The sequence below is a fragment of the Halioxenophilus aromaticivorans genome (genome assembly GCF_042850945.1).
Taxonomy (GTDB): domain Bacteria; phylum Pseudomonadota; class Gammaproteobacteria; order Pseudomonadales; family Cellvibrionaceae; genus Halioxenophilus; species Halioxenophilus aromaticivorans.
This window is the reverse complement of record NZ_AP031496.1, coordinates 2,976,180-2,994,303: the sequence shown is the minus strand read 5'-3', so window position 1 is coordinate 2,994,303 and position 18,124 is coordinate 2,976,180. Positions and strand designations below refer to the sequence as shown.

Sequence of the window (18,124 nt, the reverse complement as noted above, 5' to 3'; positions counted from 1 at the left end):
GCCGGTAAACTAACCCACTTCCTAATTTCGAATTTCCAAGCGTTACGCTATGTCATTACTACAAGCAATTGAGCGAAGCAGTTATTTGGTGGGCGGCGCAGTCCGCGATGAGCTGTTGGGCCTCGACGTCACTGACCGAGACTACGTAGTGGTTGGTATTGATTCGGAGCAAATGTTGGCAGCCGGTTTTTCTCGGGTTGGCAAAGACTTCCCGGTATTTCTGCATCCAGAAACCAAAGATGAGTACGCCTTGGCCCGTAAAGAGCGAAAGGAGGGCGTGGGTTACGGAGGGTTTGTCTGTGATTTCGGTACGGATGTGACCCTAGAAGAGGACTTGCTGCGCCGAGATCTAACGATTAACGCTATCGCCAAGTCTAAAGATGGCCACCTGGTGGACCCCTATGGTGGCACTCAGGATCTAAAAGATAAGGTGCTTCGGCACGTGTCGCCGGCTTTTGTTGAAGATCCATTGCGCGTCCTGCGTGTGGCTCGTTTCGCCGCCCGCTTTAAGCATCTGGGTTTTAGCGTTGACACAGCCACCTTGCAGATGATGACTCAGCTCAGTGCAGGCGATGAGCTTAACAGCCTGACGCCAGAGCGCATCTGGAAAGAAATGGCCCGGGCGCTGGGTGAGGAGGTTCCCAGCGAGTATTTCAGGGTATTGCGTGGCTGTGGTGCTCTAAAAGTGCTGTTACCGGAGATGGATGCTCTTTTTGGTGTGCCTCAAACCAAACACTACCATCCGGAGGTCGATACCGGTGTGCATGTGCTGATGTCGATAGATGCGGCCAGGCAGCATTTTAACAGTGAGCTTGTCACTTTCTGTGTCGTTTTGCACGACCTGGGTAAGGGGATTACACCGCAGGAGCAGTGGCCAAGCCACCGCAACCACGAGGTTACCGGAGTGCCTTTGGTGGAGGCGGTTTGCCGTCGCTTAAGGGTGCCCAAAGATTACCTGGCAATGGCCAAGCTGGTTTGTGAGTACCACCTAAAGTGTCATCGGGTGCCCGAAATGAAAGCAGGGACAATATTAAAGTTGCTGCAGGCGTTGGATGGCTTTCGGCGGCCGGAGCGGGTCAAGCAGTTTGCCCAGGCCTGCGAAAGCGACTCACGCGGCCGGCTGGGGTTTGAGCAGCGCCCTTACCCACAGAGTGCTTTGCTTCTGGGGTGTCTGGGTGCGGCGAGGTCGGTAAGTGCTAAAGAGTACCTTGAGCAGGGATTTAAGGGGCTGGCTTTGGCGGAGAAGCTTACCCAAGGGAAGGTTGGGGTGATTAATCAATATATGCGCGGTGAGGAGGCTGGATTGCTGCTGGCGCAGTGCTAGAAATCACTTTAAGTGCGAGATAATACCTATAAAATACTTTATAAACATTATTTATCTATCTGATTTTAAATGAAATGATAAGTATTTCTTGTGTTTTCCTAAAGCGTGTATAATTCGTGCCAAATTTCACCGCTTTTAGGCGGGTTTCCGGGGGACTCCGTGATGGTTACAACCAGTGATGCCGTAGAAACAGCACGTGTGATGGTGCAGGATTATCTGGCTAAATCTGAAGAAGATAAGCTCACCGCAGAGCAGGCGCAGCAATATCAAGCGCGCATTAAGCAGCTGTTGGTAGAGCAAAATGCCGTATTGGTGGCGCATTATTACACCGACCCAATGATCCAGGCCTTAGCTGAGGAGACCGGCGGCTGCGTTTCAGATTCATTGGAAATGGCCCGCTTTGGTAGTGAGCATCCGGCAGATACGCTGATCGTTGCCGGCGTCAAATTTATGGGTGAAACCGCAAAAATTCTGACCCCACATAAGAAAGTGCTCATGCCCACTTTGGAGGCAACCTGCTCACTGGATTTGGGTTGCCCCATTGACGAATTCTCAGCATTTTGCGATCAGCATCCTGATCGCACTGTCGTTGTCTATGCCAATACCTCGGCCGCAGTTAAGGCGCGAGCAGATTGGGTGGTGACCTCCAGTATAGCGCTAGACGTTGTAGACTACCTTGATTCCAAGGGCGAGAAAATTATCTGGGCACCAGACAAGCATCTGGGCGATTACGTCCAGAGATCCACCCAAGCCGATATGATCCTTTGGGACAGCGCCTGCATAGTTCACGAGGAGTTTAAGGCCAAAGGACTATTGGATCTAAAAGAACTTTACCCAGATGCCGCTATACTCGTGCACCCCGAGTCACCGGCGGCAGTGGTGGATTTAGCCGACGTAGCAGGCTCTACGTCTCAGCTGATCAAAGCGGCGCAAACCTTGGATCGTCAGCAGTTTATTGTGGCAACGGACCAAGGCATTTTCTACAAAATGCAGCAGCTTTGCCCTGATAAAGAGTTCATAATTGCGCCAACCGCTGGTACTGGCGCCACCTGTCGTAGCTGCGCAAACTGCCCTTGGATGGCCATGAATAGTCTGGAAAGCCTCCTGCACCTGCTTGAGAGCGGTGGCACTAAGGGCGGTAATGAAATCTTCGTGGATGATGCATTGGGCAAGCGAGCGCTGGTGCCGCTGACGCGAATGTTAGAGTTTTCAGCCAGCCGAAAATAAGGCGCTGATCAAGGTTTGAGCAGCCGAATAGGCGGCTACCGCAGCCTGCTGTTTGCAACAGCAGGCTGCGGTCGGTAGATCGCGGGTTGGTAGTTAGAGGCCGTGTAGTTAGTACGGCGGGAGACAGGTCGGCGCAAAGGCGACTATCAGGCCGGCCGTGTGCTCTTCAGCCGGCACTGCAATAAACCTACGACAGCATTATGTTTCGATGGTTTGGCTGAAGTTTGAGGTAGGCTCTGGCGCTTCATCGCTGATGATAAAGTCATCGCCAGACAACGCGCTGCGTAGCTTCGAAACCCGAGCCGCAAGGGCTTCTTCGGTGTAGGGCTGTGGCTCCTGGGCGCCCCATATTGGATTCGGCCAGGCGCCATCGGTCTTAAAGCGCGCCACGTGGTGAACGTGCAACTGCGGCACCATATTACCGAGAGCTGCTATGTTCATTTTGCTGGGCGCGTAGAGCCCAACCATGGTTTCAGATAACTGACAGGACTCATCCAAAAGCTGCTTTTGATCTGCAGCATCCAGTTGATAGATTTCGGTAACGTTACTGCGTTGCGGCACCAGTATGCACCAGGGGTAATTGGCGTCTTTGTGCAGTAAAACCAGGCTCAATGGGTAGTGGCCAATCAAAACGGTGTCGCTCTGTAAGGCTTCGTTAAGTGTGAACATGGCGTATTCTCTTTGCTTTGTCTTGGGTCTATCGTGTCAGCCTCTGGGCTGGCAATCAATAGTAATAACGATAAACCTAGCTTACTACTCAAATAATAGGTTGGTAGATCATCATCAGTAAATCCTTGTTCAGCTATTGGCAAGCTGGGGCCCATCGCCCTAAAATAGCCTCAACGGTCCTCGAAGGGCCGTTTTTAGCTTATGGCTACCCGTTTCAATCACTACAGTAAGAGCCCCATCAAAGCATGAGAGCAACCCAATTTTTAATCGCCACACAGAAAGAAACTCCCGCAGATGCCGTTGTGGTCAGTCACAAGCTCATGTTACGAGCCGGTTTAATCCGCAAAATGGCCTCTGGCCTCTACAACTGGTTGCCGCTCGGCCTGCGCGTACTGCGCAAGGTAGAAGCTGTTGTGCGAGATGAAATGGACAAAGCCGGCGCTTTAGAACTGCTGATGCCAGTGGTTCAGCCGGCTGAGCTTTGGCAAGAATCCGGCCGATGGGAGCAATATGGTGGCGAGCTGTTACGTATAAAAGATCGCCACGACAATGATTTCTGCTTGGGGCCAACCCACGAGGAAGTCATCACGGATTTGGTGCGCAACGAGATCAAAAGCTATAAGGCGTTGCCGGCTAACTTTTATCAAATCCAAACTAAGTTCCGCGATGAAACCAGGCCTCGTTTTGGCGTTATGCGCGCGCGCGAGTTTCTGATGAAAGATGCCTATTCCTTTCACATAGGCCAGGATTCGTTGCAGGCCACCTACGACACTATGCACCAGGCTTATAGCAATGTGTTCTCCCGTTTGGGTTTGGATTTTAGAGCCGTAGCGGCTGACACCGGATCTATTGGGGGATCTGGCTCCCACGAGTTTCACGTCTTGGCAGACAGCGGTGAAGATGATATTGCTTTTTCCAGCAAAAGTGATTTTGTCGCCAATGTTGAATTGGCTGAAGCCATCGCACCTGCCAATACAAGAGCGCCCGCTCAGGAAGTCTTTACCGAGGTTGCGACGCCAGGAGCTCACAGTGTTGAGGATGTAGCTAAACTGCTCAACGCTGAACTCTCACAAGTGTTAAAAACGCTGATTGTAAAAGCGGCAGAAGACGAAAATGGCGAGCAGGGTTTAGTCGCCCTTGTCGTACGTGGCGATCACGAGCTCAACGAAATCAAAGCTGAAAAGCTACCCCAGGTGGCCAGCCCGCTAACCATGGCAAGCGATGCCGAAATCAACGCCGCAGTTGGCGCCTCTGCCGGCTCTCTAGGGCCAAAAGGCCTAAGTTTCCCGGTGATTGTTGATCGTGCCGCTGCCGTGGCCAGCGATTTCGTGTGCGGTGCCAACAAAGACGGCTATCACCTTACCGGAGTCAACTGGGAGCGAGACATTCCCTTACCCGTAGTAACCGATATCAGAAATGTAGTAGCCGGTGATCCCAGCCCAGATGGTCAGGGGGTTATCGAGATCAAGCGCGGTATCGAAGTGGGGCACATATTCCAATTGGGCGATAAATACAGTCAGGCTATGAAAGCCACGGTATTGGATGAAAACGGCAAGCAAAAAGTGGTCAGCATGGGTTGTTACGGAATCGGCGTTAGCCGCGTGGTAGCGGCAGCCATTGAACAAAACCACGACGACAACGGCATTATTTGGCCGGCGGCACTGACGCCCTTTGATGTAGCCCTAGTGCCCATCAATATGCATAAGTCGGCAGCGGTTGCCGAGCAGTGTGAGGCTTTGTATCAAGCGCTTCAGCAGGCTGGTTTGGACGTACTCTTTATGGATGAGGCCAAGGCGCGTTTGGGGGTTATGTTGGCTGACATCGAACTTATGGGCTTGCCACACCAGATTATTGTGGGTGATCGCGGTTTGGAAGCCGGTAACGTCGAGTACAAGAACCGTGCATCGGGCGAAAAACAGGATGTCGCCGTTGCCGATGTGGTGGCGTTTGTCAAAGGTCAGTTGAGCCAGTAACTGCTAAGCTTGGAATAGTTCGACTACTAAGAAGAGACTGCGATACCAAGTGTGCACTGCAATTTCGGCCGGTTTGAGAGCTTTCGCGCGGGTTATGGCTGTGTGGGTGCTGTCCAGCGAGTTAAGCTGGGCAAACCCTAGCGACAGTGGCCAAGAGGTGGACCCTGCCCTGCGCCAATTGTTGCTCAATACCATTGCCAACAGCCAAAGCTTTGCGGACAAATACGATGCTGAGGTGTGGTTCGTTGGCATGAGCGAGCGGCTCAGGCCTTTTATTAAAGACCCAGCCAAAAGAATGGCGTTATTGCGTAAAGTGCATCATTACGCCAACGTACATGATGTGCAGCCTTCACTGGTATTGGCGGTTATCGAAATCGAAAGTCATTTTAATCAGTATGCGGTTTCCCGGGTCGGTGCCCAGGGTGTTATGCAGGTAATGCCATTTTGGAAAGATGAAATTGGCCGGCCAGATGACAACTTGATAGACCTAGAAACTAACCTGCAGTACGGTATCACCATTCTTCGTCATTACTTGGATCGGGAGAAGGGTAAATGGCCGGAAGCACTGGCTCGATACAACGGTAGTTATGGCAGCTACCGGTATTCTATAAAGGTGATGGATGCATGGCACCGTCGCTGGAAATAGACGCGGAAATAGCCGCTAGAAATAAAAACGCCAGATCAATCAATTCTTCAACTCTCTACACCTAAACTGCTCTCGGAGTCGCATGTCCACGCCTTTTGTTCACTTGCGTTTACACACTGAATTTTCCCTAGTTGACAGCATCGTTCGTGTTAAACCCTTGGTTAGCCGTGTGGCTGAGCTGGGTATGGCCGCCGTAGCGGTAACGGATGTTTGCAATTTCTACGGTTTAATCAAATTTTATTCCAGCGCGCAGTCGGCGGGTGTTAAGCCCATAGGCGGCGCTGACTTTTGGATTCAAAACGCCGATGATAAGCCCACGTTAATAACGCTGCTGGCAATGAATCGAGCCGGTTACAAGAACATCATCGATCTGATTTCTCGCGCCTACCAGCGCGGCCAGCACCACGGTGTGGCTTATTTACAACGAGAATGGATCAGCGACTGCAGCGAAAATGTGATTGCCCTGTCGGGTGGTAAGTTTGGCGATATAGGCAAGGCACTGCTTAACGGTAAGCAGGCTTTGGCAGAGGAATTGTTACAAGGCTGGATAAATGACTTCCCAGGCCGTTTTTATTTGGAACTGCAACGTACCGATCGCGAAGGTGACGAAGATTATGTCCACGCGGCCATGGCACTGGCTAGCCATCGTCAGGTGCCGGTTGTTGCTACCAATGACGTACGCTTTTTGCAAGAAGATGAATTCGAAAACCATGAAGCTAGGGTGTGTATTGGTGAGGGGCGCACCCTGGATGACCCGCGCCGAGAGCGTCGTTATTCCGATCAACAGTATTTAAAATCGCCGGAGCAAATGGCGCAGCTGTTCGAAGATATTCCCGAAGCCTTGGCCAACAGTTTCGAAATCGCCAAGCGCTGCAATTTGGACATAGAGCTAGGTAATTACTATCTGCCCGATTACCCAATTCCAGATGACTTTGAACAAGACCCTTTCTTCAGCCAGCACATAACCTACGCCGATTTGGAAGAGCGCGCACGTAAGGCAATGGTGCAAAAATGGCAGGGTAGGGAAGAGACCGAAGAGTACGCAAGGATGTTACGCACCAATGTGTTCTTCGAAAAAATTTCCTACGAAGGTATGTACGAGCGTCTTACGGTTATCTTGCCGGATAACCAAGCCCCGGATTATCAAACGCGCTTAAAAGAATATAACGATCGTCTGCAGTTTGAACTCGACATCATTATGCAGATGGGGTTTCCGGGTTACTTCTTAATCGTCATGGACTTTATTCAGTGGGCGAAAGACCACGATATCCCGGTTGGTCCTGGCCGAGGTTCCGGTGCGGGTTCACTGGTTGCCTATTCGCAAAAAATTACCGATCTTGACCCACTTGCCTACGACTTGCTGTTTGAGCGATTCCTAAACCCTGAGCGTGTTTCCATGCCTGACTTCGATGTCGACTTTTGCATGGATAACCGTGACCAGGTTATCTCCTATGTGGCGGACAACTACGGCCGCGATGCCGTATCTCAAATCATCACCTTTGGTACCATGGCGGCGAAAGCGGTGGTGCGAGATGTGGCCCGGGTACAGGGCAAGTCCTACGGTTTGGCGGATAAGTTGTCCAAGATGATCCCTGCCGACCCCGGCATGAAACTGCAAAAAGCCTTTGATCAAGAAGAGCCCCTGCGGGAGTTTTTGGCGGGCGATGAAGCCGCCCAAGAAATCTGGGAAATGGCTTTGCATCTAGAGGGCATTACCCGAAACGTGGGCAAGCACGCCGGCGGCGTGGTGATCGCCCCAACTAAATTAACGGACTTTGCGCCGCTATACTGCGATGAAGACGGTAACGGGCTAGTTACTCAATACGATAAAAACGACGTTGAATCCGCAGGCCTCGTTAAGTTTGACTTTTTGGGCTTGAGAACGCTCACCATCATCGATTGGGCCCTGGCTATGGTCAATGCTCAACGCAGCAAACGCGCAGAGGAGCCGCTGGATATCAATATGATTCCACTGGATGACTCGGATACGTTTAAGTTGCTCAAGGCTGCAGACACCACTGCCGTATTCCAGTTGGAATCCCGCGGTATGAAAGATCTGATTAAACGCCTGCAACCGGACAACCTCGAGGATATGATCGCCCTGGTGGCGCTGTTCCGACCCGGCCCGCTGGATTCCGGCATGGTAGATGACTTCGTTAACCGAAAGCACGGCCGCGCCGAAGTCGCTTATCCGGATGCTAAATACCAGCACGAAAAACTTGAGCCCATCCTTAAGCCAACCTATGGGGTTATTGTTTACCAAGAGCAGGTAATGCAAATCGCCCAGGAATTGGCTGGCTACAGCCTAGGCGGTGCTGACTTGCTGCGCCGTGCCATGGGTAAGAAAAAACCCGAGGAAATGGCCAAGCAGCGGTCGACGTTTCAAACCGGTGCCAAGGAGCAGGGCGTAGACCCAGAACTGGCCATGAAGATCTTTGACTTGGTGGAAAAATTCGCCGGTTATGGATTTAACAAATCGCACTCGGCAGCCTACGCGGTGGTGTCCTACCAAACTGCCTGGTTAAAAGCGCATTATCCTAGCGAATTTATGGCCGCCACCATGTCCTCGGATATGGATAAAACCGACAAGGTCGTAACCTTTATCGAAGCCTGCCGCGAAATGGGCAGAATGCCGCTGCCGCCGGATGTGAATAGTGGCGAGTTCCAATTTACCGTGAACGATGAAGACCAAATTATCTACGGTTTGGGCGCCATCAAAGGGCTGGGTGAAGGCCCCATTGAAAATATCATCAAGGCCCGTGCCGACGGTCCGTTTACCGACATTTTCGATTTTTGCAAACGCATTGATCCACGCAAAGTGAATAAGCGGGCCTTGGAGGCGCTGGTACGCTCTGGCGCCTTCGATGAGCTCGGCCCAGGTGAAAACATCGACTACGATCGCGCAGTTATGTTCGCCGCCATCGGCGATGCAGTGCAAGCGGCAGATCAAGCCGCTGCCAACGCCAATGCTGGCATGATGGATTTGTTTGGCGAAGTTGTACCGTCGCAAGCGGACGGAGGCAATGTGTATCAAGAGTTTGGTAAAACCAGGCCTTGGACCATTAAACAACGCCTGGAAGGTGAAAAAGATACGCTTGGACTGTATCTAACCGGGCACCCCATCGACGAATACGCCGCCGAGGTGCGCCATCTAGTGTCCAACCGCATCAACGATCTTCGTGCCGATAAAAAGTCGCAGAAAATAGCCGGTTTGGTGGTTGCGTCGCGAACCATGAAAACCAAGCGTGGTGACACAATGGCTTTTGTGGCGCTGGATGATCGTTCCGGCCGAATTGAGATTGCCATCTTCTCCGATACCTACAAAAAATGCGCTGAGCTACTGGCCAAGGACGCGCTATTGGTGGTGGAAGGACAGGTAAGCTACGACGAATACAGTGGCGGCTTAAAAATGCGTGCCGACGATATTATCTCCCTGGGCCAGGCCAGGTTAGAGAAGGCGAGGGCGCTCAGGCTGCACGTAAATGTTGACCATTGCCCCAGTAACTTTGCTGATCAACTAATGGCCAGCTTGTCACCTTACAAAGAAGGCCGCTGCCCGGTATTGATTGAATATCAGCGGCCGGGCGCCAAAGCGTCCATGCGATTGGGGCGGGAGTGGCTAATTGAGCCACAGGATGAGCTGGTGGTGATGCTCAAAGATGTGCTGGGCAAGCAAAACGTGGAGCTGCTGTATGACTAGAGCCGAAGCCGGACCGCTGAAAAGGTTTAACTTGGCGGCGTAAGCGCTTATCATTGCCGCTCACTGAAGAATTGTTAATCCGTGCGCAGCGGCGCGCGGCTAGACCTAATACGCGAAAAGTAAGAATAGCCAAGGCCTATGAATCCGAATTACCTCGATTTTGAACAACCCATCGCCGAACTGGAAGCCAAAATCGAAGAACTGCAACTTGTCGGCAAAGACAACGATCTTAACATCACCGAACAAATCACCAAACTACGCGACGAAAGCGCCAAGTTAACAGACCGTATCTACTCCGGTTTGGGTGCTTGGGAAATCGTTAGGGTTGCACGTCATCCGCAACGACCGTACACCAGCGACTATGTAAAACGTCTATTCTCCGATTGGGATGAATTGCACGGTGATCGCCATTTTGGTGATGATAAAGCCATCATCACCGGTGTGGCTCGCCTAGACGATCGCCCGGTAGTGGTGATTGGCGAAGAAAAAGGCCGCAGTTTGAACGAAAAGGTAGGCCGTAATTTCGGTATGCCAAAGCCCGAAGGGTATCGTAAAGCTCTTCGCCTAATGGAGATGGCCGAGCGCTTTAAAATGCCGGTACTGACCTTCATTGACACCCCAGGGGCTTACCCGGGCATCGACAGTGAAGAGCGTGGCATTTCTGAGTCCATTGCGCAAAACCTAGCGGTGATGTCGCGTCTTAAAACACCCATTGTTTGTACCGTGATAGGCGAGGGCAGCTCCGGTGGCGCGCTTGCCATTGGTGTGGGCGATCAGATCAACATGCTGCAGTACTCAACCTATTTTGTTATCTCCCCAGAAGGTTGTGCCAATATCATTTGGAAAACCGTGGATAAAGCACCCGCCGCAGCAGAGGCCATGGGAGTTACCTCCAGCGTTCTGGAGGAGCTAGGCATTGTGGACGAAACCATTCCAGAACCTCTGGGTGGCGCTCACCGAGATATCGACGATATGTCCAACCGGCTACAAGAGCGCCTAACCGCCCAGCTCGATGAGCTGTGTGCCATGGAGCTGGATGTCTTGCTGGAGCGTCGCTTCGATCGCTTGATGCAATTCGGTAACTAAAGATGCAATTTTGTTACCGAAGTAAAAGTGCTCCAACCCCGAAACGCTGCCAATGCAGCGTTTTTTCATTCTGCGCGCTGGTCGATGCGCTTGCGAAATTCTTCTGCGCTTTCTTTGCGCTCAGAGTATCGGTCCACCAAATACTCCTTTCTATCCCGCAACAGCAGGGTAAATTTGACCAACTCTTCCATCACGTCCACCACGCGATCGTAGAAAGAGGACGGTTTTAGCCGGTCGTTGTCATCAAACTCCAGCCAGGCTTTGGCGATGGACGATTGGTTAGGAATGGTGAACATGCGCATCCAGCGCCCCAGGATTCGCATTTGATTAACGGCGTTAAACGACTGTGATCCGCCACATACCTGCATAACTGCCAGAGTTTTCCCCTGTGTTGGCCGAACCGCGCCAATGGATAACGGTAGCCAATCAATTTGCGCTTTCAATATACCGGTCATTGCGCCGTGCCGTTCTGGGCTACACCACACCATGCCTTCACTCCAGGCGGCGAGCTCACGTAACTCTTGCACTTTTGGGTGCTGGTCGTCGGTAGCATCGGGAAGTGGCAAACCTTCGGGGTTAAAAATCTTTGTCTCGGCGCCGTAGAATTTTAAAATTCGCTCAGCCTCTTGCACGGCTAAGCGGCTAAACGATCGCTGCCTAAGCGAGCCATAGAGCAATAAAATTCTTACCGGGTGCTGGGTTTGCTCTGGCTGCAATAGAGTTTTTTGATCTATTTCTGCTATTACCTCACCATCAATGTTAGGTAGGTCGTTTAGAATCGTCATAGTAGTTTTCTCTATCTTTTTGCTCTATTTATTTTCTGCAGGCGAGTCAAACCAATGCTTGGTACCGTTGGCAAGGGCCACCAAGCTCAACATAACCGGCACTTCTACCAAAACACCCACTACGGTAGCTAAGGCCGCACCAGACTGTAAGCCGAATAAAGAAATGGCCACGGCCACAGCCAGTTCAAAAAAGTTGGATGTGGCGATCATGCAGGCGGGGGCGGCAATGTTGTGCGGCAGGCGCATGGCTTTGGCAGAAAAATACGCCAAAGCAAATATTCCATAGGTTTGAATCAGCAGTGGTATGGCAATAAGAATGATTGCCGCAGGGTTGGTTAAAATAGTTTGGGCTTGGAAGCCAAATAACAAAACGACGGTAGCCAATAAGCCAACCACTGAAAAAGGTTTTAATTGAGCCGTTAACTGATCTACGCGCCAATTGTTTTTGTTTTTCGCCAGAATCTGACGGGTGAGCACACCGGCTAACAAGGGGATTAGAACGTATAGCACCACAGAAAAGATTAGCGTGTTCCAAGGTACGCTAACATCACTGACGCCTAATAAAAACGCCGTGATGGGAGCAAACGCAAAAATCATAATGACGTCGTTTAACGAGACCTGCACTAAAGTATAGTTGGCATCGCCTTGGGTTAAATGACTCCACACGAACACCATGGCAGTGCAGGGTGCAACGCCCAGTAGTATCATACCCGCGATATATTCGGTTGCTGTTTCGGGGTGCACCCAGTCGGCAAACAATACCTTAAAAAATAACCAGCCAAGCAATGCCATAGTAAAGGGCTTGATCAGCCAGTTAATTACAATTGTAAGAAGGATCCCTTTCGGTTTTTTACCTACATCTTTTAACGCAGAAAAATCCACCTGTACCATCATTGGATAAATCATCACCCAAATAAAAATGGCAACTGGAATATTGACGTGGGCGACTTCAAGTCCGGCAATAGTCACAAACAAACCTGGCGCAATTGCACCTAAAGTAACGCCGGCAACAATGCACAGGGCAACCCAAACAGATAAGTACCGCTCAAAAATGCCCATTGGCTAAGTCTCCGCAAGTTGGGCTAATGCTGCTTGGCGCTGCTCTTTATCTAAGTTTTTCCAATTCACCGCCAGCAATTGGTCTACTCGTCGTTCAATTGTATTGATAGCGTCAACAAATGCGTCACGAATGTCTGATTCACTGCCCTGTAGTTTGGATGGATCGGCCAGCCCCCAATGCATTTTTAGGGTGTCGCCAAACCACACAGGGCAGGCCTCACTGGCAGCGCTATCACAGACGGTTATTACGATATCCGGGGCGATGGTTTCAAAGTCATCCCAGGATTGGCTTTTAAGGCCGGCGGTGTTGTAGCCCATCTCTTGCAAATAACGTAGCGAGAGTGGGTGAACCTCGCCGGACGGCTGGCTACCAGCGGAAAACGCCTGTAGTTGGCCGCCGCCTTTGGCGTTAGTAATTGCCTCGCTCAGAATGCTCCGGCAACGATTGTGGGTGCATATGTAGAGAATTTTCATAATGATCCTTTTGCTTTAATCAGCAACAACGTGGGCGATTTAACATTGCGTAAAGGTTGGATGTGCAGTTTTGAACGGCTTTTTGGTTCGCTTGCAGCGCCGCGTCGAGCACCGTGGTAACCCATACAGGTAAGCTTTGTTCAAGGGAGTAATACACCCATTGCCCACGCCGGCTATCTTTCAATAAACCCGCAGCGCGCAACTGGGCGAGGTGCCGAGAAATCTTCGGCTGGCTCAACTTGAGTGACTCGGTGAGCTCACAAACGCAGAGTTCACCATGGATGTGTATAAGTAACGTGGCCGTCAGCCGCGTGTCATCGGACAGCAACCGAAAAACATCGACGGGCATAAGATCGTTGGGCATGACTTATCTATTAAGTGCTCGGTTTATGGATATACGCATAAGCATATATGTTTAATAGGTAAGAAACTACTGGTTTATGGTTTCACCTTTGTGACAGAGGCTTCAATGGCACCCTGAGCCACTTTTACTTCAATTTTACTTCCCACCTCAACCGACTGGGCGTTAGTAATCGCATCGCCGTGATCGGATAGAGCGATGGCATAGCCTCTACCCAAAGTATTAAGTGGGCTTACGGAATCCAAACGTTTACCCAGTTGCCGTTGCAATTGTTGCGCAAACAAAAGGCGCTGCTGCGCCGCTCGTTGCAGTCTGGTTTGGTGTTGTTGTAAGAGGGCGGTTTGCTGTTGTAGCTGTTTGGCCGGATGCAAAGCTTTGAGCCGAAGCGACGACTTAGCTAGGTCATCTTTACGTTTGGTGTTGTGTTTTTGCACGGCCGCTTTCAGCCGCAGCTCAAGGTGGTCTACCCGTTGAGACTGCATCTGCAGCCGTTGCCCTGGGTGACGTAGCCTAGCCTTTTTCTGGTCAATGCTTAGCTGTGCAGCCTTTAATAGCGTCTGCATCGCCCGGTGTAAACGACCATTTGTACTTGTTAAAACCTTAGCAATGGCCACTTGGCTTTGGCTAAGGATTTCTGCCGCGGCCGATGGTGTGGGTGCTCGATAGTCGGCCACGAAATCGGCAATGGTAAAGTCAACCTCGTGACCGACAGCGCTAATAACCGGGATAGGGCATTGAGCAATGGCGCGCGCCAGTCGCTCATCGTTAAAGCACCACAGATCTTCCATGGAGCCACCGCCACGCGCCAACACCAGAACATCGAATAAGCCAGATGCCTGGGCCATCTCAAGGGCACGCATGATTTCCAATGCTGCAGTCTGCCCCTGTACTGCGGTAGGTATGACGGTTACCGGGATGGATGGCATGCGACGCTTCAGAACTGAAAGCACATCGCGTACGGCAGCACCAGACGGTGAGGTAACCACGCCCACATGCAGAGGGTTGCTGGGAATCGGCGATTTGCGGCTAGGCTCAAAAAGCCCCTCTTGGTTTAGGCGGTGCTTTAGCAGCTCAAATTGACGCTGAAGGTTGCCGAACCCGGCATCCTCCATGTGCTCGGCTATTAATTGAAAGTCGCCGCGTCCTTCATAGAGGCTGACTCGGCCGCGCACCACAACCTGATCGCCTTGTTTGGGTGTAAATTGAACACCGCCATTACGGCTCTTAAACATGGCGCAGCGAATCTGGGCTTGCTGGTCTTTTAAAGTAAAGTACCAGTGACCCGAGCTGGGCTTGGCAAAATTGGATATTTCACCTTCAACCCAGAGTAAGGGCAGGTGGTCTTCCAGTAATTGCTTAGCGAGGCTGTTTAGCTGAGCAACGCTAAGGATTCGCCGTTGCTGTTGGCTAGGTGAGGGTGGTTGTGTCATCGCGGCATTGTAGGGGAGTCGATAGTATAAAAGAAAGCATAATTGGACCGTGTTATTAACCTCTAGCGAAGCAAGCTCGGCACAGTTATAATTGCCGGTTTAAAATTTTAAGCACTTAGGCCAATTTGCAAAAAACCCTAGAGTAAACAGGGGGTAATAAAGAGAACCTAAGGCTAAACTTTAAGCAGGCTGGAGTGTATTAGCCTGTGCATTGCGAATCAATTCGCCTCAGAGCGGGAGCTCCATTGTCATGTTAAGAATCGCCCAAGAAGCATTGACCTTCGATGATGTTCTACTGGTGCCTGGCTACTCCGAAGTCACTGCCAAGGTAGTTAGCTTAAAAACTCAACTTACCAAACATATTCAACTCAACATGCCGCTGGTTTCGGCGGCTATGGACACGGTTACTGAGTCACGCCTGGCTATCGCCATCGCCCAGGAAGGCGGCATTGGCATTATCCATAAAAGTATGACCATTGAGAGCCAAGCGCGGCAGGTGCGGGCGGTTAAAAAATTTGAGGCCGGAGTGGTTAAAGACCCAATCACCATTGAAGCCAGCGCCACCATTCGAGACTTGGTTGCGGTTACCAAAGAAAACAATATCTCTGGTGTGCCTGTTTTGGACAACGGTGATCTAGTGGGCATCGTAACTGGCCGGGACGTGCGTTTTGAGTCTAACATGGAGGCCGCGGTTTCTAGCATTATGACGCCGAAAGAGAAACTCATTACCGTTAAAGAAGGCACTCAACCGGCGCAAGTGCGTGCTTTATTGCACAAACATCGCATTGAGAAAGTGTTGGTAGTTAATGATGCTTTCGAGCTAAAAGGTCTGGTAACGGTTAAAGATATTAATAAAGCTGAAACCTACCCCGATGCCTGTAAAGACCCCGAGGGCAGCTTGCGCGTTGGCGCCTCGGTTGGCACCAGCCCGGATACGGATGCGCGCGTAGCGGCATTAGTGGATGCTGGCGTGGATGTGATAGTGGTTGATACCGCCCACGGCCACTCTAAAAATGTATTGGACCGAGTTAAAAAAATCAAAACCGATTACCCCCAAGTGCAAGTTATTGGCGGTAACGTTGCCACCGCAGCTGGCGCCAAAGCCCTGGTGGCGGCCGGCGCTGATGGTGTTAAAGTGGGCATCGGCCCAGGTTCAATCTGTACCACGCGTATTGTTAGCGGTGTCGGTGTTCCACAAATTAGCGCAGTAGCCAATGTGGTGTCGGCACTGGAGGGCACAGGAGTGCCAGTGATTGCCGATGGCGGCATTCGCTACTCTGGCGATATTGCCAAGGCTGTTGTGGCCGGCGCTAGCTGCGTAATGATGGGCTCTATGTTTGCGGGTACAGAAGAAGCTCCCGGCGAGGTTGAGCTGTTCCAAGGTAGAACCTATAAATCCTACCGCGGCATGGGTTCTTTAGGTGCTATGGCCAAAAACCAAGGCTCCTCAGATCGTTATTTCCAAGACGGCAGCGCGGTAGAGAAGTTGGTGCCAGAGGGTATCGAAGGGCGAGTTCCTTACAAGGGCCCACTTTCTGCCATAGTGCATCAAATGATGGGCGGCTTAAGCTCGGCAATGGGCTATACCGGCTGTGCCACCATTGATGAAATGCGTACTAAACCAGAGTTTGTGCGAGTTACCTCTGCTGGCATGGGCGAAAGCCACGTTCACGATGTCCAAATTACCAAAGAGGCGCCCAATTATCCCATCGGTGGCCGCTAGGGCTTAGTCAGTCCTACAACAAACGCGGGGCCCTGTTGGGCCCCGTTTCGTTTTATCTTTTTTATTCCGGATTTTATATGAACCAAGATATTCATTCGCAGCGCATTTTGATTTTAGATTTTGGCTCTCAGTACACGCAGTTAATCGCACGTCGCGTGCGTGAGGTGGGGGTCTATTCGGAAATCCGCGCCTGGGATATCAGTGAAGAAGATCTGGATGAGTTTAATCCCAAAGGTATTATTTTAGCCGGCGGACCAGAATCGGTGGCGGCTCACGAATCGCCTAGAGCGCCGGCCAGCATTTTTACCCGCGGCATTCCGGTGCTGGGCATTTGTTACGGCATGCAAACCATGGCCGAGCAATTAGGTGGCGAAGTTGAGCCATCCAATCTGCGCGAATTTGGTTACGCCCAGGTTAAGCTGCAAGGAGCCAATGCGCTTTTTAAAGATATAAAAGATCATGTAGAACACGATGGCAGCGCGTTACTGGATGTATGGATGAGCCATGGCGACAAGGTTACCAAAGTACCTGAAGGCTTTTCGGTGAGCGCCGTAACCCAATCTTGCCCCATTGCCGGTATGGTCAATGAAGAGAAGCAATTTTACGGTGTTCAGTTCCACCCAGAGGTAACGCACACCTTGCAAGGCAAAAGAATTTTTGAGCATTTTGTGCTGCAAATATGCCAATGTGATGCGCTATGGACCGCGGCCAATATCGTTGAGGACGCCATCGACAAGGTAAAAGCCCAGGTGGGTACAGATCACGTATTACTTGGTCTTTCTGGTGGTGTCGATTCGTCCGTTGTGGCCGCTTTGCTACACAGGGCCATTGGCGATCAATTGACCTGCGTCTTTGTTGATAACGGCCTGTTGCGTAAAGACGAGGGTGAACAGGTAATGGACATGTTCGCCAAAAATATGGGCGTCAAAGTTATTCGAGCCAATGCCGAAGAATTATTTCTGGGCAAGCTGAAAGGCGTGTCCGACCCAGAGCAGAAGCGCAAAATAATCGGTAATACCTTTATCGATATATTTGACGAAGAGTCGGCCAAAATTGATAACGTAAAGTGGTTAGCCCAGGGCACCATATACCCGGATGTCATTGAATCCGCCGCCGCAAAAACCGGCAAAGCCCACGTTATTAAATCCCATCACAACGTGGGCGGGCTGCCTGAAGATATGGCGTTGTCTTTAGTGGAGCCATTGCGCGAATTGTTTAAAGATGAAGTACGTACCATCGGCCTAGAGCTAGGCCTACCCTACGACATGGTATACCGCCATCCATTCCCAGGGCCGGGCTTAGGCGTGCGCATTTTGGGTGAGGTGAAAAAAGACTACGCCGATATTTTACGAGAAGCCGACGCGATTTTTATCGAAGAACTACACGCTGCCAATTGGTACCACAAAACTAGCCAGGCGTTCGCAGTATTTCTACCGGTTAAATCCGTGGGCGTGGTAGGTGATGGTCGTCGCTACGAATGGGTCATCGCATTGCGAGCGGTAGAAACCGTAGACTTTATGACCGCGCGCTGGGCGCATCTGCCGTACGAGCTTTTGGAAAAAGTCTCCGGCCGAATCATCAACGAGATATCCGGCGTATCGCGTGTGACTTACGACGTATCCAGTAAGCCACCGGCGACTATTGAGTGGGAGTGACGGGCACTGGCT

The 18,124-nt window shown here is 51.2% G+C and carries 14 protein-coding genes; 8 read left to right on the top strand and 6 right to left on the bottom strand.

The features are described from left to right. Window positions 1–49 precede the first annotated feature (49 nt). Both ACGHM3_RS13030 and nadA read left to right on the top strand, forming a co-directional pair. Complete coding sequence (locus ACGHM3_RS13030) at window positions 50–1,324, top strand: multifunctional CCA addition/repair protein (RefSeq protein WP_345415850.1); 1,275 nt, start codon at window positions 50–52, stop codon at window positions 1,322–1,324. Window positions 1,325–1,525: 201 nt separating this feature from the next. Continuing rightward, window positions 1,526–2,551 (top strand): quinolinate synthase NadA, encoded by a 1,026-nt coding sequence (nadA, locus tag ACGHM3_RS13025; RefSeq protein ID WP_345415902.1) that lies wholly within the window; start codon window positions 1,526–1,528, stop codon window positions 2,549–2,551. Between the two features lie 198 nt (window positions 2,552–2,749). On the opposite strand, the gene ACGHM3_RS13020 is transcribed toward nadA, so the two are convergent. Then, a complete protein-coding gene (locus ACGHM3_RS13020; RefSeq protein ID WP_345415853.1) occupies window positions 2,750–3,220 on the bottom strand; it encodes an HIT domain-containing protein in 471 nt (156 codons plus the stop codon). 245 nt (window positions 3,221–3,465) lie between these two features. Between ACGHM3_RS13020 and ACGHM3_RS13015 the strand changes: the two genes are divergently transcribed. From ACGHM3_RS13015 to ACGHM3_RS13000, 4 genes are all read left to right on the top strand, one after another. Then, window positions 3,466–5,193, top strand: a complete 1,728-nt coding sequence (locus ACGHM3_RS13015; protein ID WP_345415856.1) for a proline--tRNA ligase — start codon at window positions 3,466–3,468, stop codon at window positions 5,191–5,193. A 94-nt stretch (window positions 5,194–5,287) separates the two neighbouring features. Then, a complete protein-coding gene (locus ACGHM3_RS13010; RefSeq protein WP_345415859.1) occupies window positions 5,288–5,839 on the top strand; it encodes a lytic transglycosylase domain-containing protein in 552 nt (183 codons plus the stop codon). An 82-nt stretch (window positions 5,840–5,921) separates the two neighbouring features. Beyond that, entirely contained in the window at window positions 5,922–9,539 is a 3,618-nt protein-coding gene (dnaE, locus tag ACGHM3_RS13005; RefSeq protein WP_345415862.1) for a DNA polymerase III subunit alpha, read from the top strand. A 138-nt stretch (window positions 9,540–9,677) separates the two neighbouring features. Beyond that, a complete protein-coding gene (locus ACGHM3_RS13000; protein ID WP_345415865.1) occupies window positions 9,678–10,625 on the top strand; it encodes an acetyl-CoA carboxylase carboxyltransferase subunit alpha in 948 nt (315 codons plus the stop codon). Between the two features lie 65 nt (window positions 10,626–10,690). On the opposite strand, the gene arsH is transcribed toward ACGHM3_RS13000, so the two are convergent. The 5 genes from arsH to xseA form a co-directional block, all read right to left on the bottom strand. Further along, entirely contained in the window at window positions 10,691–11,410 is a 720-nt protein-coding gene (gene arsH, locus ACGHM3_RS12995) for an arsenical resistance protein ArsH (RefSeq protein ID WP_345415868.1), read from the bottom strand. A 24-nt stretch (window positions 11,411–11,434) separates the two neighbouring features. Continuing rightward, window positions 11,435–12,469 carry an ACR3 family arsenite efflux transporter gene (gene arsB / locus ACGHM3_RS12990; protein WP_345415871.1) on the bottom strand — a complete coding sequence of 345 codons (1,035 nt, stop codon included), beginning with the start codon at window positions 12,467–12,469 and terminating at the stop codon, window positions 11,435–11,437. Window positions 12,470–12,472: 3 nt separating this feature from the next. Next, complete coding sequence (locus tag ACGHM3_RS12985) at window positions 12,473–12,943, bottom strand: arsenate reductase ArsC (RefSeq protein ID WP_345415874.1); 471 nt, start codon at window positions 12,941–12,943, stop codon at window positions 12,473–12,475. Between the two features lie 19 nt (window positions 12,944–12,962). Next, complete coding sequence (locus ACGHM3_RS12980; RefSeq protein WP_345415877.1) at window positions 12,963–13,307, bottom strand: metalloregulator ArsR/SmtB family transcription factor; 345 nt, start codon at window positions 13,305–13,307, stop codon at window positions 12,963–12,965. 74 nt (window positions 13,308–13,381) lie between these two features. Continuing rightward, window positions 13,382–14,734 (bottom strand): exodeoxyribonuclease VII large subunit, encoded by a 1,353-nt coding sequence (xseA, locus tag ACGHM3_RS12975; RefSeq protein ID WP_345415880.1) that lies wholly within the window; start codon window positions 14,732–14,734, stop codon window positions 13,382–13,384. Between the two features lie 250 nt (window positions 14,735–14,984). On the opposite strand from xseA, the gene guaB reads away from it, so the two are divergent. Beyond that, window positions 14,985–16,457 (top strand): IMP dehydrogenase, encoded by a 1,473-nt coding sequence (gene guaB, locus ACGHM3_RS12970; RefSeq protein ID WP_345415883.1) that lies wholly within the window; start codon window positions 14,985–14,987, stop codon window positions 16,455–16,457. Window positions 16,458–16,534: 77 nt separating this feature from the next. Continuing rightward, the gene (gene guaA / locus ACGHM3_RS12965; RefSeq protein WP_345415887.1) at window positions 16,535–18,112 is read left to right on the top strand and encodes a glutamine-hydrolyzing GMP synthase; all 1,578 of its coding nucleotides are present in this window, start codon (window positions 16,535–16,537) and stop codon (window positions 18,110–18,112) included. Window positions 18,113–18,124 lie beyond the last annotated feature (12 nt).